The sequence below is a fragment of the Curtobacterium sp. RM9 genome, assembly GCF_054956955.1.
In genome coordinates this window covers 1,959,109-1,973,730 of sequence record NZ_CM143271.1, presented here as the reverse complement: position 1 = coordinate 1,973,730, position 14,622 = coordinate 1,959,109, and the positions used below count along the sequence as shown (strand labels likewise).

The following is a 14,622-nucleotide window of genomic DNA, read 5'->3' as shown; positions in this document are numbered from 1 at the left end:
GTGGGTGGTCCGGGCGGCGCGCGCTACGGTGGTCCGGCACCGGGGAGGGGGCGCGCGTGCTCGCAGCACTCATCGTCGCGACGACGATCGTCGCCGTGGTCGTCGTGCCCCGCCTGCGTCCGACGGTCGTCCCGGGCCACAGCGGCGCGTTGCGCCACCCGGGCACGTGGCTCGCGGTCGTCGTCGCGCTGTTCGGCGTGAACCAGGTCCTCGTCACCGCGTTCGTCGCACAGCGGTGGGGCGGCGACCCCTCGCGGGTCACCCGCTGGCTGCCACCCGGCTGGTTCGACCTCGCCGACCTCGGACCCCTCGCCGAGCACCTGCCCGCCTGGCCGTGGACCGTGCTGCACGTGCAGGCCGTGCTCGAGCTGCCCTTCGTCGTGCTCGCGTACCTGCTCGTCTGCCGGTGGTGGAGCGCCGAGACCGCCGCGCGGGTGATCGCCGCGCGGTGGTGGCTCACGGCCTCGTGGACCGCGGTGTTCTGTCTCGTCGAACTCGACCTGCACAACCCCTGGACCACCGTGGACGTGGTGCTCCGCATCGTGTCGGGCGTCGGCACGGCGCTCGCACTGCCCCTGCTCGGCACCGGGGACCGCCTCGCGCCCGGTCCGGTCAGCGCGACGGTGTCGACGGCGGCGCTGGGCTGCCTCGTGCTCGCCGTCTACGACGTGGCCACGCTCTACAACACCGCGCACCTGCTCCGCTGGCTGCCGGTGGTGGGCTGCGCGGCCGTGGCGCTCGCCGTGGCCCGCTGGGCGGCTGCTCGTGCTCACGGCGGTGTGGCCGGACCGCTGACCGCGTCGGCGATGGCGTCGCTCGGCTGGTTCCTCGCGTGCTTCGCGGTGCCGGCGCTGCCGCTCCGGTACGGCATCGGGTTCGGCGCGGCGCCCGTCTCGGCGGTCGCGGGCGTGGTGGTCGTCGTCGCGGCACTCCGGCTCGGCTGGCAGCGCTCGGCGCTGCGCGGACTCGCGTCCGCGGTGCTCGCCGGGGGTGGCGTCGCCACGGTCGGCTTCCTGGTCGCGCACGGGTACCCGGAGGCTCGGCTGCTCGCCGCGGCGGTCGGGTTCGTGCTCGGCGCCGCGGCGGTGACCACCCTGCTCGACCGGAGGACGCGACGGCGGCATCACGACCCGGGGCTGCCACCGGGGCGTGGTTAGGCTCGGGTCGTGTTCGAACTCCACCACCTCGCCGCACAGGAACTCTGGGACTGGATCCGCCGCGGTGAGGCGACCGCGCGCGAGGCGACCGACCACTACCTCGACCGGATCGCCCGGCTCGACCCGGACCTCGGCGCCTTCGTGACCGTGACCGCGGAGTCCGCGCGCGACCGAGCGGACCACCTCGGCGACCGCGTGCCGACGTCGCGACCGCTGTGGGGCCTCCCGTCCGCCGACAAGGACCTGTACGACCGCGCCGGCGTCCCCACGCGCAGCGGCAGCGCCACGCTCCCGGTGACGCCCGCGACGGCGGACGCGCCCCTGGTGGCCGCGCTCGACGCGGCTGGCGCGGTGAGCCTCGGCAAGACGACGACGCCCGAGTTCGGCATGTCCTCGTCGTCCGAGACCCGCTTCGGCGTGACCCGGAACCCGTACGACACCTCGCGGGCACCCGGCGGGTCGTCGAGCGGTACCGCGGTGGCCGTCGCGGCCGGACTCGTGCCCGCCGCGGTCGGGACGGACGGCGGGGGATCGGTGCGGATCCCCGCGGCGGCCACCGGCCTCGTCGGGCTGAAGCCGAGTCGGGGCCGTGTGCCGTCGATGCCCGGGCGTTCCGGCGTCGGCGGGCTGAGCGTCGCCGGGCCGATCACGCGGAACGTCGCCGACGCCGGCATGCTCCTCGACGCGCTCGTCGCACCGACCGGGCTGGCCGAACCGCAGCCGTACGCGCTCGTCACGCCCGAGGTCGGCGAGGGACCCTTCACCGCGGCGGCCGTCCGGGGCGAGGGACGCTTCGTCGTCGGACTGCTCGACGGGTCGCCGTGGGACGACACCGTCGACGTCGTGGTCGACCCGGCCGCCCGTGCCGCCGTCGAGACCGCCGTGCGGGTGCTCGGCGAGGTCGGCCACGGCGTCGAGGAGCTCGCGATGCCGCGGGTGCCGTACGCCGACGCCTTCCGGGTCGCGTGGGAGTCGAGCGCCGCGCGGCTGCCCCTCGTGCCCGGGATCGACCTGACCCGGGCGACTCCGCTCGTGGCCTGGCTCGTGTCGCGCGGTCGGGCGCTCAGCGGCACGCAGGTCCTCGACGCGATGACGGCGCTCGACACGTTCTCGGCGGCGCTCATCGGCGCGTTCGGCCGGTTCGACGCCGTGCTCACGCCGACGCTCGCGCTGACCCCGCGTCCGCTCGGCTGGTACGGCGACGACCCGGAGGAGGACTTCCGGCGCCAGTGCGCGTACTCGCCGTGGACCTCGATGGCGAACGTGGCGGGGCTGCCCGCGATCACGCTGCCCGTCGGGGTCACGGACGAGGGGCACCCCGACGGTGCGGGGCTGCCGATGGGGGTGCAGCTGATCGGGCGACCGGGCGGGGAGCGCGTGCTGCTCGCCATCGGGGCGCAGCTCGAGCGGCGGCTGCGGTGGCAGCGGCGGCACCCCGCGATGTGGTGAGGGTGCGGCCGAGGCCGAGGCCGAGGCCGAGGCGGAGGCCGAGGCCGAGCCGCGGCCCCGCGGCGCGCGCCCCTACGGCAGCGTCGGCGCCGCCGCGACGAGCGCCTGCGTGACGGGGTGCTGCGGCGCGTCGAGCAGCCGCACGGGCCCGTGTTCGACGATCCGCCCCGCCGACATCACCGCGACGGTGTCACACAGCCGCTGCACCACGCCGATGTCGTGCGACACGAGCACGAGTGTCAGCCCGAGGTCGTCGGCGAGCGAGCGGAACAGGTCGATCACGCGGGCGCGGACCACGACGTCGAGGGCGCTCATCGGCTCGTCCCCGAACAGGATCCGCGGCGAGTGCACCACCGCTCGTGCGATCGCGATGCGCTGCCGCTGCCCGCCGGAGAACTCGTGCGGGTACCGCTCGGCAGCGTCCGCCGGGAGGTCGACCCGCGCCAGCACCTCGCGGACCAGGTCGGGATGCGACCCCGGCGCCCGGAGCGCGCGGAGCGGCTCGGCGACGATCGCACCCACGCGCATCCGGGGGTCGAGCGAGGCGTACGGGTCCTGGAACACCACCCCGGTCTCGCGACGGAACCACCGCATCGCGCGCGCGGAGGTGGTGGCGACCACGGGACGACCGCCGGCCGACACGGACCCGGCGCTGGGCGCCTCCAGTCCGGCGAGCAGCCGCACCAGGGTCGACTTGCCGGAACCGGACTCGCCGACGATGCCGAGCCGTGACCCGGCGGCGACCGTCAGGTCGACCCCGTCGACCGCCGTGCGGAGTGGGCCCGGCTCGAAGGGGCCGCGGCGCGGGAGGCGGTACGTGCGGTGGAGACCGCTGGCGCGCAGTGCGTCGGTCATGCGTGGCCTCCGGTACGACGGGCGGTGGCGCGGGCGGCCTCGACGAGGGCCCGCGTGGCGGCGTGCTGCGGGGCGGCGAGGAGCGCGCTGACCGGGCCCTCCTCGACGACCCGGCCGGCGTCGAGCACGACGGCGGTGTCGGCGATCCGGGCGAGCACGGCGAGGTCGTGCGTGACGAACACCATGCCCGCGGTGAGCCCGGCGAACAGGTCGAGCACGCGCGCCTCGGTGGTGACGTCGAGCGCGGTGGTGGGTTCGTCCGCCACGATGAACGCCGGGTCGCCGGCCAGCGCCATCGCGATGCAGATGCGCTGCCGCTGGCCGCCGGAGAGCTGGTGCGGGTACTGCCGCAGCAGCGACGCCGGATCGGGCAGCCCGACCGAGGTCGCAAGGTCGATCGCGGCGCTCCTGGCGGCCCGGCGGTCGAGTGCGCGGTGCAGCCGGAGCGGCTCGGCGATCTGCGCGCCCACCCTCCGGAGCGGGTCGAGGGCGGTCGCGGGCTCCTGGAAGACCATCGCGATGCCGCTCCCGCGGTGCCGCGCGCGCTCGCGGTCGGGCAGGCCGACGAGCTGGGTGCCGTCGAGCCGGATGCTGCCCGTGACGGTCGTGCCGGTCGGCTCGAGGCCCATGAGCGCGAGCGAGGTCATCGACTTGCCGGAGCCGGAGGCACCGATGACGCCGAGGCGTCGGCCGGGAGGCACGGTGAACGTCACGTCGTCGAGGATCGTCCGGCGGGTGGTGCGGACCGTCAGACCGCGGACCTCGAGCCCGCCCGTCGCGTCCGTCATGCGGTCACCCCGGGTCCGGCTGCTGCGCGGTCGGTGCTGGTGCCGCCGCTGGTGCTGGTGCTGGTGCTGGTGACGCCGGCACCCGGCGCGGCGGGTCCGCCGGCGCCGCGGTCGTCGCCGTCGGCGCGGCCGCATGCCGTCCGGTCGCCGGTCGTCAGTCGCGGGTCCGTCGCGTCCCGCACCGCGTCGCCGAGCAGCGACAGCGCCGCCACCACGAGCGCGATCGCCGCACCGGGCCACGCCGCGCTCCACGGGTGCACCCCGATGTACGTCTGCAGGTCGCTCAGCAGACTGCCCCACGACGCCGTGTCCGACCCGGCGCCGTACCCGAGGTAGGACAGACCCGCCTCGGCCAGGACCGCGGTCGCCATCGCGAGCGAGAGCTGCACGGTGAACAGCGGCGCAGCGTTCGGCACGAGGTGGCGGAACAGCACGCCGGCCCCGCCGACGCCGGACGCCCGCGCTGCCGTCACGTAGTCGCTCCGGGCGATGCGACGGATCTCACCCCGTGCGACGCGGGCGATCGTCACGCCGAAGGACAGGCCGACGCTGACGACCACCACGCCGAGCGACCCGCCGGCGATCGCGGTGAGGAGCATCGCGGTGAGCAGCGTCGGGAACGCCACGAGGATGTCGAGCAGCACGGCGGTGCCCTCGCGGACCCACCGGACGCTGAGCGAGCCGATCGCGGTGAGGACGATGCCGACCGCGCTCGCGATCACACCCGAGCCGACCGCCACGAGCACGGTCGTCCGGGTGCCGGCGAGCAGGTAGCTCGCGATGTCCCGGCCGGCGGCGTCGGTGCCGAACCAGTGTGCGGGGCTCGGCGTCGCCCACTGCTGGTACGGGTCGGTGCGGAAGGGGTCCTGCGGTGTCCAGACGAGCGACACCGCGGCGAGGACGACGAGCAGGCCGAGGACCACCACGGCGAACACCCCCGTCGGACGGGCGAGGAGACGGCGGATCATGCGGCGGCCTCCCGCTGTCGGGGGTCGAGCACTCGGTGCACCACGTCGACCGCGAAGCCGACGAGCAGCACGAGGCCGGTGAGCACGAACAGCTCGGACTGCACCTTCGTGACGTCGCGGCGACCGACGTCGGTGACGAGCATCCGACCGACGCCGGGCAGCGAGAAGAGCTGCTCGACGACGACGGCCCCGACGAGGAGTCCGGCGATCTGCACGCCGAGCACGGCGAGCACCGTCAGTGCCACCGAGGGCAGTCCGTGTCGGAGCAGCGCCTGCGTCCGGGTGAGCCCGACGGCCGCGGCGGTCCGGACGTGGTCGGCGTCGAGCACGGACAGTGTCGCGGACCGGGTGAAGCGGAGGATCACCGCACCCTCGACCGCGCCGATCGTCAGCGCCGGGAGCACGAGCGCCGCGAAGGCCCGACCCGGCTCGCCCCACCCGTCGAGCGGGAAGCCCTGGGTCGGCAGCCAGTGCAGCGTCACCGCGAACAGGGCGACCAGGAGCATGCCCGCCCAGACGACCGGCACCGCGGCGACGGCCTGGGCGACGAACGTGATGACGACGCCGCCCGGACGCTTCCGGAGCACCGCGGCGAGCACCCCGAGCGGGACGCCGAGCACCAGCGCCGCGAGGAGCGAGAGCCCCGCGAGCGGCAGCGTCACGGCGAGCTTCTGCGCGATCTCGGGGGCGACCCGTCCGCCGGTCACGAGCGAGGTCCCGAGGTCGCCGCGGAAGAGCCCGCCGATCCAGTCGAGGTACTGGGCGACCACCGGTCGGTCGAGGCCGAGCTGCTGTCGGAGTTCGGCGACCTGCGCGGGCGTGGACTGGGTACCGGCGACGACCTGTGCGACGTCGCCGGGCAGGACCCGCAGGGTCGCGAAGATGATCACGCTCGCGCCGAGCAGGCCGACCGCGAGCAGCAGCACGCGGCCGATCAGGAACCGGGTCACGCCACCGATGCTACGGGAGCGTGGCTCGGCGTCCGCCCGCCGCGGATCACTTGACCGCGAGCCCCGCCAGGTCGAGGCGGGAGTTGCCGCCGTCGACCGGGAAGCCCGTGACGCCCTTCCGCACCGCGGTGATCTCGGTCGCGGTGTACAGCCACTCGCCGGCGGCGTCCTCGCTGACGATCCTCGCGGCCTTGCGGAGCGCCGCCTCCTTCTCCGACTCGGAGGTCGTGGCGATGGACTCGGCGTACAGCGCCTGCACCTCGGGGTTGTCGTACCCGAAGTAGTAAGCGGGGTTCGCCCAGTTGCCGAAGTCGCGCGCCTCGACGTGGTCGACCATCGAGAGCTGGAAGTCCTTCTTCTTGAAGACCTGATCCAGCCACGTGGTGAAGTCGACGCGCTCGACGCGCAGCGTGATGCCGACGTCGGCGAGCTGCGACTTGAGCACGTCGCCGATCGTCGCCGGGTAGACGTTCGCGTAGGTCAGCGTCAGCTCGAGGTCCTTCGCGTTCGCTGCAGCGAGCAGCTGCTTCGCGTTCGCCGGGTCGTACGCGTCGATGGACGTCAGGTCTTCGTACCCGGGGTCGAGCTCCGGGATCGGGCCGCCCTGCTCGACGCCGGTCCCGCCGATCGCCTTGATGAGCGCCTTCGGGTCGATCGCCTGCCGGATCGCCTGCCGCACCCGCTTGTCCGTGATCGGCGCCTGGGCGTCGTTGAACGCGAGCGTGTACTTGTCCGTCGTCTTGCCGGAGTGCAGCGCGATGTCGGCGTTGCCCTCGAGCTGGCTCTTCAGCGTGCCGTCGACGGGGTTGAGGACGTCGAGGTCGCCGTCCGCCATCGCGTTCACCGCGGTCGACGGGTCGGTGATGTAGCGGAAGACGATCTTGCCGACCTTCGGCTTCGTGCCCCAGTAGTCGGGGTTCCGGCTGAACGTCAGCGAGTCGCCCTGCTTCCACGACGAGACCTCGAACGGACCGGTGCCGTTCGCGGAGTCGGCGAGGTCGTTCTTCGCCGCGCGCTCGAACACGAGGCCGGCGCGGCCCGTCAGGTTCCAGAGCAGATCGGAGTCGGGCTTCGGCAGCTGGAGTCGGACGACCCCGGCCGACGGCGACGAGATGTCCGACACGGTCGCGAGCTTGGCGGAGTCGACGTAGGAGTCGTTCGCCTTCGCCTGCTGTAGTGACCACACGACGTCGTCCGCGGTCACCGGCTTGCCGTCCTGGAACGTGATGCCATTGCGGAGCGTGAAGGTGACCGTCCTGCCGTCCGCGGAGACCTCGTGCGACGCGGCGAGGACGTCGCGGACGTCGCCGTCCTGCGTGCGCCCGACCAGGCCCTGGTACACGTTGTCGATCAGCACCTGGTCGAGCGCGGCGCCGGACTGGGTGCGGATGTCGAGGCTCGTCGGTTCGAGCACGAGGCCGACGCGCACGGTGGCGTCGTCGCCACCCTCGCGGTCGGACGAGCCGGAGCACCCGGTCAGCGCGAGGGCCGACGCGACGGCGACGGCCGTGGCGCCGAGCACGGCCCGACGGAGGGTGGTTCGGCGGGGGAGGAGCGGACTCATGGGGTGTGGGTTCCTTCCGGGCGCGAGGCGGGTTCTGCTCGCGTGCTCGCACGAGGGTACCGGCCGTCTGGGGTTCCGGACGACGGTTCTTCGATCGGGTGCAACAACGCGTGCCGCTCCGCCCATGCCCGGATCGCGGCAGCGAGTTCGCGGGGTGCCTGGTTCTGCACCGCGTGGCGGGCCTCGACCGTGACCACCTCGGCCGCCGGCAGCCGTTCGGTGAACTGCGCGAGGAGCTTCGGCGAGACGTAGCCCCGGTCGCCGCGGACGAGGAGGATCGGCACGTCGAGCGCATCGAGGTCGGGCCAGGCGTCCGCGAACCGCCCCACCGACGAGGTCCGGCCGGCGGGGAGGTGCGGGAAGTGGTGCCGGCGCACGAGTCGGCCGTCCGCGCCGAGCACCGTCGTGTGCCGCGCTTCCCGACGGAGGACCTCGCGGTCGTCGCCGACGCGCGCCTCGACGGCCCGGTCGACGACCTGCTCGAGGTCGGTGAACGGCTCCTCGGCCTCCAGGGCGCGGGCGATCCGCTCCACCGCGCGTTGCGCGAAGTCCGGCGACATGTCGACGAGCACGAGTCCGGTGACGCGCTCGGGAGCGGTCGCGGCGAGGCGTGCCGCGAGGATCGCCCCGAGCGAGTGCCCCACCAGGATGCCCGGCGGAACGCCGAGGGCGTCGAGCGCGGCCAGCACGCTCGGCGCCGTCGCGGACGCGGCGTAGTCCGCGTCCTCGCGCCAGCCGGACCGGCCGTGGCCGGGCAGGTCGAGGGCGACCGCCGGCTCACCGACGGCGAGCGCGGTGTGGTCGAAGCTGTGCGCGTCGATGCCGAGCCCGTGCAGGTAGGTGATCCGCGCCTCCCGGCCGTCCGCCGTGGTCCACCGGATCGCCGCGGTCTCCTGTCCGTCGTCGGTGCGGACCACCTGTCTGGAGGCGCGCAGCGGCTCCGTCAGGCCACTCGCATGGGCTAGGTCGGCCAGGTCGGCGAACTCGTCGTGGGGTGCTTCGGACACGGAGACGATCATCCCATCGCCCGATGTGCCTGGAACCGTTAGGTAAGGCATGCCATACTTCGAGTCGTGGCAGCCCGGTACCGTGTCTTCTCCGTCCGCGTCGCCGCCGTGTCCTCGCTCACCCCGCACTTCGTCCGGGTGACCCTCACCGGCGACGCCCTCGCCGAGTTCTCCGCCGTCGGCCTCGACCAGCGGATCAAGCTCGTGCTGCCGATCCCCGGGCACGGCTTCACCGACCTGCCCGACGGTGAGGACTGGTACGCCGCCTGGCGTGCGCTGCCCGACGCGACGCGGAACCCGCTGCGGACCTACACGGTGCGGTCGTTCCGGCCCGACGCCCGCGAGCTCGACGTCGACTTCGTCGCACACGGGGACACCGGGCCCGCCTCGCGCTGGGTCTCGTCGTGCCGCGTCGGCGACGAGCTGCGGATCGTCGGACCGGCCGTGCCGTCGTCGCCCGCGGAACTGCCGTCCGGGGCTGCCGAGTTCGCCCCGGGGGACGCCCACCGCATCCTGCTCGCCGGCGACGAGACGGCGGCTCCCGCGATCTGCGCGATCCTCGAGGCGCTCGACGTCGCGACGGTCGGGCACGTGTTCATCGAGGTGCCGACCGACGCCGACCGGCTGCCCGTCTCGGCGCCCGCCGGGGTCGAGGTGCGGTGGATCGCCCGGAACGGCGCCTCGCACGGGGAGCGCATGACGTCGCACGTGCACCAGTGGGCGTCGACGGTGGTCGGTGCTACCGGTGCTGCCGGTGCTGCCGGTGCTGCCGGTGCTGCCGGTGCTGCCGGTGCTGCCGGTGGTGCCGGTGCTGCCGGTGCCGGTGCTGGCGCTGCCGGTGGCGCGGGTGCTGCCGGTGGCGCGGGCGCTCGTTCCGTGGGTGCGGCGGCCGACGTGGCGCTGGCGGACGTCGACGTCGACCACCAGGTCCTCTGGGACGTCCCGGCCGCGGCCGACTCGCGCCCCGTCTACGCCTGGATCGCGGGCGAGGCCGGCTGCGTCAAGGAACTCCGCCGGCACCTCGTCCGCGGTGTCGGCATCGACCGCGAGCAGGTCGCGTTCATGGGGTACTGGCGACACGGCAAGGCCGAGCACTGAACGTCCTCGCCCCCTCGACGCCGCCGGCGACCGCACTCGGCGCACGCGGGCTGACCCTCGCCTACGACGACCGCGTCGTGGTGTCCGCGCTCGACGTGGACGTCCCCGACGGTGAACTCACCGTGATCGTCGGCCCGAACGCCTGCGGCAAGTCGACCCTGCTGAAGTCGTTCGCCCGGACGCTCAAGCCCACCGCGGGCATCGTGTACCTCGACGGGGTGCCGATCGACTCGCTCCGCCCGAAGGCCGTCGCGCGCCGGGTCGGCATGCTCCCGCAGACGCCGATCGCGCCCGACGGCATCACCGTGCGCGACCTCGTGTCCCGCGGGCGCTTCCCGCACCAGGACCTGCTGCACCCGACCTCCGGCACCGACCGGGCGGCGGTGCAGGCGGCGCTCGAGCAGACGTCGACCGTCGAGCTCGCGGACCGCAGCGTCGACGAGCTCTCCGGCGGGCAGCGGCAGCGGGTGTGGATCGCGATGGTGCTCGCGCAGGAGACCGACATCGTCCTGCTCGACGAACCGACCACGTTCCTCGACATCGCGCACCAGTACGACGTGCTCGAACTCGCCGCCGCACTGCACGCCGCCGGGAGGACCGTCGTCGCGGTCCTGCACGACCTGAACCAGGCGGCGCGGTACGCCACGCACCTGGTCGCCATGCGGGACGGGGCCATCGTCGCTGCCGGGACGCCGGAGTCGGTGTTGACGGCCGACCTCGTGGAGGACGTGTTCGGCCTGCCGTGCGTGGTCGTCGCCGACCCGGAGACCGGGACGCCCCTCGTCGTCCCGCGGCGCCGCGCCGCGGCGTAGCCCGGCTGCCGGCGGTCGGCGGGCTGGCGGCGGCCGGAGTCCGGCTGCCGGCAGGCTGGCGGGCGGCCAGGTTTCGCGAGCGGGCAGGACTTGCCGCTCAGTTCCGCCGTGCGGGCAGAAGTCGTCGCCGGGTGGCGCCGAGCGTGCCCGATGTTGCCCGGTCGGTGAGGAACCTCGCGCGTGCCGGCGTCGGCAGCTGCTCGTCGCGAGCGGGCAGGACTTGCCGCTCAGTTCCGCCGTGCGGGCAGAAGTCGTCGCCGGGTGGCACCGAGCGTGCCCGATCCTGCCCGCGCGGTGACGGACCTCGCGCGTGCCGACCTCGACAGCTGCTCGTCGCGAGCGGGCAGGACATGCCGCTCGGTTCCGCCGTGCGGGCAGAAGTCGTCGCCGGGCGGCGCCGAGCGTGCCCGATGTTGCCCGCTCGCGGCGTCCGCGCCGACGCCGCCCCGGCGCCGCCGGCTGGCGGCAGGTCAGCGGTAGCCGCCGTCCTCCAGGCCGGCCTCGACCTCGAAGCGGTTGCGCAGGGGATCCCGCCCGGCGAACGCGTAGAGCAGCGGCATGAGCATGCCGTACCGCCGCCATTGCCCGACGTGCACCCGCTCGTGCCGGAGCACCCGGTCGCCGTCGTTGTCCCGCGTCAGGTAGACCGAGCCGACGCACGTGCCGCCCCGACGGAACGCCCAGCGGGGGAGTCCGGAGCACACCACGAGCCCGTCGACCACGCGGACCGGTCCGGTCGACAGCGGGAGTCCGACCGCGAGGCCGACCGCCGTCGCGAACAACCAGCCGGCCCGTGACACCGGGGAGTCGAGGAGCGGGTTGCGCACCCCTACTCCGGCCGGCCGTAGGTCTCGAGCAGCCGGAGCCAGATCTCGTTCATGGTCGGGTACGCGGGGACCGCGTGCCAGAGCCGGTCGACCGGGACCTCGCCGACGACGGCCACCGTCGCCGCGTGCAGCATCTCGGCGACGTCCTGCCCGACGAAGGTCACCCCGACGACGACCTTCCGGTCCTCGTCGACGACCATCTTCGCCCGGCCGGTGTAGCCGTCTGCCTGCAACGCGGAGCCGGCGACGGCGCCGAGGTCGTACTCGACCGCGCGCACGTTCAGCCCCTGCTGCCGCGCCTTCTCCTCGGTCAGGCCGACGCTCGCGACCTCGGGGTCGGTGAACGTGACCTGCGGCACCGCGGCGTGGTCGGCCGTCGCGACGTGCGCGCCCCACGGCTCGGCGTGCAGCGGGGTTCCCTGGAAGCGGGCGGCGATGGCCTCGCCGGCGGCACGTGCCTGGTACTTGCCCTGGTGGGTGAGCAGGACGCGGTGGTTGACGTCGCCCACGGCGTACAGCCAGTCGGTGCCGTGCACGAGCATGGTGTCGTCGACGTCGAGCCAGTCGCCCGGGGTCAGCCCGACCGACTCCAGACCGAGGTCCTTCGTGTGCGCGGCACGGCCGGTCGCGGCGAGCACCTCGCTCGTCACGACCGTCGTCCCGTCGTCGAGCGTCGTGGTCACGAGGCCGTGCTCGTCGCGGTCGACGCGGGTGGGGCTCACCCCGGTCCGGACGTCGATGCCGAGGTCGCGCATCGCATCGGCGACGAGCTCTCCCGCGAACGGCTCCATGCCGCCGAGCAGCCCGTGACGGGCGACGAGGGTCACCTTCGCACCGAGCGACGCCCAGGCGGTCGCGAGCTCGGAACCGGAGACGCCGCCACCGATGACCAGGAGGCTCTCGGGCACCTCCTGCGCGCTCGTCGCCTCGCGCGTGCCCCAGGGCTTCGCGTCGGCCAGCCCGGGCACGTCGGGGAGGGTGTGCAGGGATCCGGTGACGACGGCGATCGCCGCGCGAGCGGTGTGTGTCTCGCCGTCGACCTCGATGGTCTTCGGGCCGGTGATGCGCGCGTGGCCGCGGATGAGCGCGATGTCGGCGGACTCCAGCCACGACACCTGGCTGTCGTCCGTCCAGTTCGAGGTGAACGAGTTGCGCCGGGCCAGGACGTGCGCGGCGTCGAGCGACCCGGTGACGGCCTGCGCCGCACCGTCGAGACGCTTCGCCGCGGCGACGGCGTGGCCGCTGCGGAGCAGGGCCTTCGAGGGCATGCACGCCCAGTACGAGCACTCGCCGCCGACGAGCTCGGCCTCCACGATCGCGACCGAGAGGCCGCGCTTCCGGGCGTAGTCCGCCACGTTCTCGCCGACTGCGCCGGCGCCGATCACGATGAGGTCATGGTCCGTCATGCTCCCGAACCTACTCGGCGCGGCCGCCCGCCCGCCGTGCGCGCGTGTCCTCCGCAGCGCCGCCGGTGACGCCGACGGCTCCTGCGACGCCGTCGTCGGCACCGATGCGGTTCAGCCCTCGCGAGCGGCGCTCGTCAGCGCCCCGACTGCGCGGAGGATCACGCCGAGGTCGTCGACGGCCCGGTCGGGGTCGACCGGTGCGAAGCCGGTCAGTGCGGCTCCCGCGAGACGACGGCCACGCGTGGCCGCCTGGATGCGTGCGACGAGGGCGGCACCGTCGAGGCCGAACGGCACGGGTTCGAGCAGCCCGTCGATCTCGGACGGGTCGAGGACGTCGAGGTCGACGTGCACGAACACCGACGCCGCTCCCGTGGCGGCCACGGCTGCGCCGACCGCTTCCGGGGTGGCGGCGTCGACGTCCAGGTGCACGATGCCCGCGCGGGCGAGGGCGTTCGCCTCGGCGTCCTCGATGCCGCGCACGCCCGCGACGACGACCGACGAGGCCGCGAGTCGGGGGAGCGCCGGGAACAGGTCGTCCGGGCGGTCGACGAGCAGGCGCAGGGCGGCGGTCTCGGCGGCGACGGGCTGCGCACGGTTCAACGCGCGGAAGCCGCTCGACCCGGAGATGCGGACGAAGGCGGTGTCCGGACCGAGGCCGACGGTGGCCCCGAGCACGCTCGCCCCGTCCCCGCCGACCACGAGCACGGGCTCGGCCGCGACGGCGGTCTCCTCCGCGACCCGGTCGGCCACGGCGAGCACCGAGGTGTACCGCGCGACCGCGGTCTCGAGTCGGTCGCCCGCACCGGCCGGTACGTCGACCACGGTGGTGGACGCCCGGGGCAGGTCGGCTGCGATCGCCGCAGCGCCGTCGCCCAGCCGCATCGCACGGGACGACGCCGAACCCTGCCACTGACCGACCACGATGAAGTGCATCGTGCCAGTCTGTCAGGCCGGGTCCGGCGTCGTCCGTGCGTCGGAGGTCAGATGCTCGGCGAACCGCCCGACTTCAGTGCGGCGAGCCGGGCCTCGACCTCGGCGTCACGGCCGACGTCGTCGAGGCTCTCGAACTGTGCGTCGAGGCTGGACGACTGGAGCTCCTGCTGCCCGAGGACCTTCGCCTCTTCGCGGCGGACCTTCTCCTCGAAGCGGCCGAGGTCGCTCGTCGGGTCCATGATGTCGATGTTGCCGAGCGCGTCGTTGACCTTCGACTGCGCCTCGGCGGTCTTCGCGCGTGCGACGAGGTTGTCGCGCTTCGCCCGGAGCTCCTCGAGCTTCTGCTCCATGCCGGCGAGTCCGGTCTTGAGCTTCTCGACCGCCTCGTTCTGCGACGCGAGCGACGGCTCGGCGTCCTTCACTTCCTGCTCCGCAGCGATCTGCTTGCCGATGGCGATCTTGGCGAGGTTGTCGAACTTGTCGGCGTCGGCGGACTTGCCCTCGGCGCGGTACTTGTCGGCGGCGGCGGAGGCGTTCGCTGCCTTCTGGCCCCACTCGACGGCGGCCTGCTTGTCCTCCTCGTGGTCCTGCTCGAGGAGGCGGAGGTTGCCGATGGTCTGCGCGATCGCGGTCTTCGCGTCCGCGATGTTGTTGGTGTAGTCCCGCACGAGCTGGTCGAGCATCTTCTGCGGGTCTTCGGCGTTGTCGATGAGCTGGTTGATGTTCGCTCGGACGAGCGTGGAGATCCGGCCGAAGATCGTCTGCTTTGCCATTGCTGTTCCCTTTCGTGGAGGTCGTGGTCCGTGGT

The 14,622-nt window shown here is 73.9% G+C and carries 14 protein-coding genes; 4 read left to right on the top strand and 10 right to left on the bottom strand.

Going from position 1 to position 14,622, the window contains the following annotated elements; genetic code table 11:
* The first annotated feature begins 56 nt into the window (after positions 1-56).
* Together ACY3FI_RS09335 and ACY3FI_RS09330 are read left to right on the top strand one after the other, a co-directional pair.
* Positions 57-1,157 (top strand): hypothetical protein, encoded by a 1,101-nt coding sequence (locus tag ACY3FI_RS09335; protein WP_462547249.1) that lies wholly within the window; start codon positions 57-59, stop codon positions 1,155-1,157.
* A 9-nt stretch (positions 1,158-1,166) separates the two neighbouring features.
* Complete coding sequence (locus tag ACY3FI_RS09330; protein WP_462547248.1) at positions 1,167-2,606, top strand: amidase; 1,440 nt, start codon at positions 1,167-1,169, stop codon at positions 2,604-2,606.
* Positions 2,607-2,678: 72 nt separating this feature from the next.
* On the opposite strand, the gene ACY3FI_RS09325 is transcribed toward ACY3FI_RS09330, so the two are convergent.
* From ACY3FI_RS09325 to ACY3FI_RS09300, 6 genes are read right to left on the bottom strand one after another with little or no spacing between them, the layout of a single operon-like run.
* Positions 2,679-3,461: an ABC transporter ATP-binding protein gene (locus ACY3FI_RS09325; protein ID WP_462547247.1), complete on the bottom strand. Its 783-nt coding sequence runs from the start codon at positions 3,459-3,461 to the stop codon at positions 2,679-2,681.
* Positions 3,458-4,249: an ABC transporter ATP-binding protein gene (locus tag ACY3FI_RS09320; protein WP_462547246.1), complete on the bottom strand. Its 792-nt coding sequence runs from the start codon at positions 4,247-4,249 to the stop codon at positions 3,458-3,460. The genes ACY3FI_RS09325 and ACY3FI_RS09320 overlap by 4 nt, the downstream gene beginning before the upstream one ends.
* A complete protein-coding gene (locus ACY3FI_RS09315) occupies positions 4,246-5,217 on the bottom strand; it encodes an ABC transporter permease (protein ID WP_462547245.1) in 972 nt (323 codons plus the stop codon). The genes ACY3FI_RS09320 and ACY3FI_RS09315 overlap by 4 nt, the downstream gene beginning before the upstream one ends.
* Positions 5,214-6,167 carry an ABC transporter permease gene (locus ACY3FI_RS09310; protein WP_462547244.1) on the bottom strand — a complete coding sequence of 318 codons (954 nt, stop codon included), beginning with the start codon at positions 6,165-6,167 and terminating at the stop codon, positions 5,214-5,216. The genes ACY3FI_RS09315 and ACY3FI_RS09310 overlap by 4 nt, the downstream gene beginning before the upstream one ends.
* 46 nt (positions 6,168-6,213) lie before the next feature.
* On the bottom strand, positions 6,214-7,731 hold the full coding sequence (locus ACY3FI_RS09305) for an ABC transporter substrate-binding protein (RefSeq protein ID WP_462547243.1): 1,518 nt from the start codon (positions 7,729-7,731) through the stop codon (positions 6,214-6,216).
* The gene (locus ACY3FI_RS09300; protein ID WP_462547242.1) at positions 7,728-8,738 is read right to left on the bottom strand and encodes an alpha/beta fold hydrolase; all 1,011 of its coding nucleotides are present in this window, start codon (positions 8,736-8,738) and stop codon (positions 7,728-7,730) included. The genes ACY3FI_RS09305 and ACY3FI_RS09300 overlap by 4 nt, the downstream gene beginning before the upstream one ends.
* A 66-nt stretch (positions 8,739-8,804) precedes the next feature.
* On the opposite strand from ACY3FI_RS09300, the gene ACY3FI_RS09295 reads away from it, so the two are divergent.
* Positions 8,805-9,836 carry a siderophore-interacting protein gene (locus tag ACY3FI_RS09295; protein WP_462547241.1) on the top strand — a complete coding sequence of 344 codons (1,032 nt, stop codon included), beginning with the start codon at positions 8,805-8,807 and terminating at the stop codon, positions 9,834-9,836.
* Positions 9,833-10,648 (top strand): ABC transporter ATP-binding protein, encoded by an 816-nt coding sequence (locus ACY3FI_RS09290; protein WP_462550341.1) that lies wholly within the window; start codon positions 9,833-9,835, stop codon positions 10,646-10,648. Before ACY3FI_RS09295 ends, ACY3FI_RS09290 begins: the two co-directional genes overlap by 4 nt.
* Positions 10,649-11,118: 470 nt before the next feature.
* Here ACY3FI_RS09290 and ACY3FI_RS09285 read toward each other — a convergent pair whose 3' ends face one another.
* From ACY3FI_RS09285 to ACY3FI_RS09270, 4 genes are all read right to left on the bottom strand, one after another.
* Positions 11,119-11,475 (bottom strand): Fe-S oxidoreductase, encoded by a 357-nt coding sequence (locus ACY3FI_RS09285; RefSeq protein ID WP_462547240.1) that lies wholly within the window; start codon positions 11,473-11,475, stop codon positions 11,119-11,121.
* Between the two features lie 2 nt (positions 11,476-11,477).
* On the bottom strand, positions 11,478-12,881 hold the full coding sequence (locus tag ACY3FI_RS09280; protein ID WP_462547239.1) for a dihydrolipoyl dehydrogenase family protein: 1,404 nt from the start codon (positions 12,879-12,881) through the stop codon (positions 11,478-11,480).
* Between the two features lie 111 nt (positions 12,882-12,992).
* Positions 12,993-13,814 carry an arginase family protein gene (locus ACY3FI_RS09275; RefSeq protein ID WP_462547238.1) on the bottom strand — a complete coding sequence of 274 codons (822 nt, stop codon included), beginning with the start codon at positions 13,812-13,814 and terminating at the stop codon, positions 12,993-12,995.
* A 47-nt stretch (positions 13,815-13,861) separates the two neighbouring features.
* Positions 13,862-14,587, bottom strand: a complete 726-nt coding sequence (locus ACY3FI_RS09270) for a PspA/IM30 family protein (protein WP_462547237.1) — start codon at positions 14,585-14,587, stop codon at positions 13,862-13,864.
* Positions 14,588-14,622: the final 35 nt, after the last annotated feature.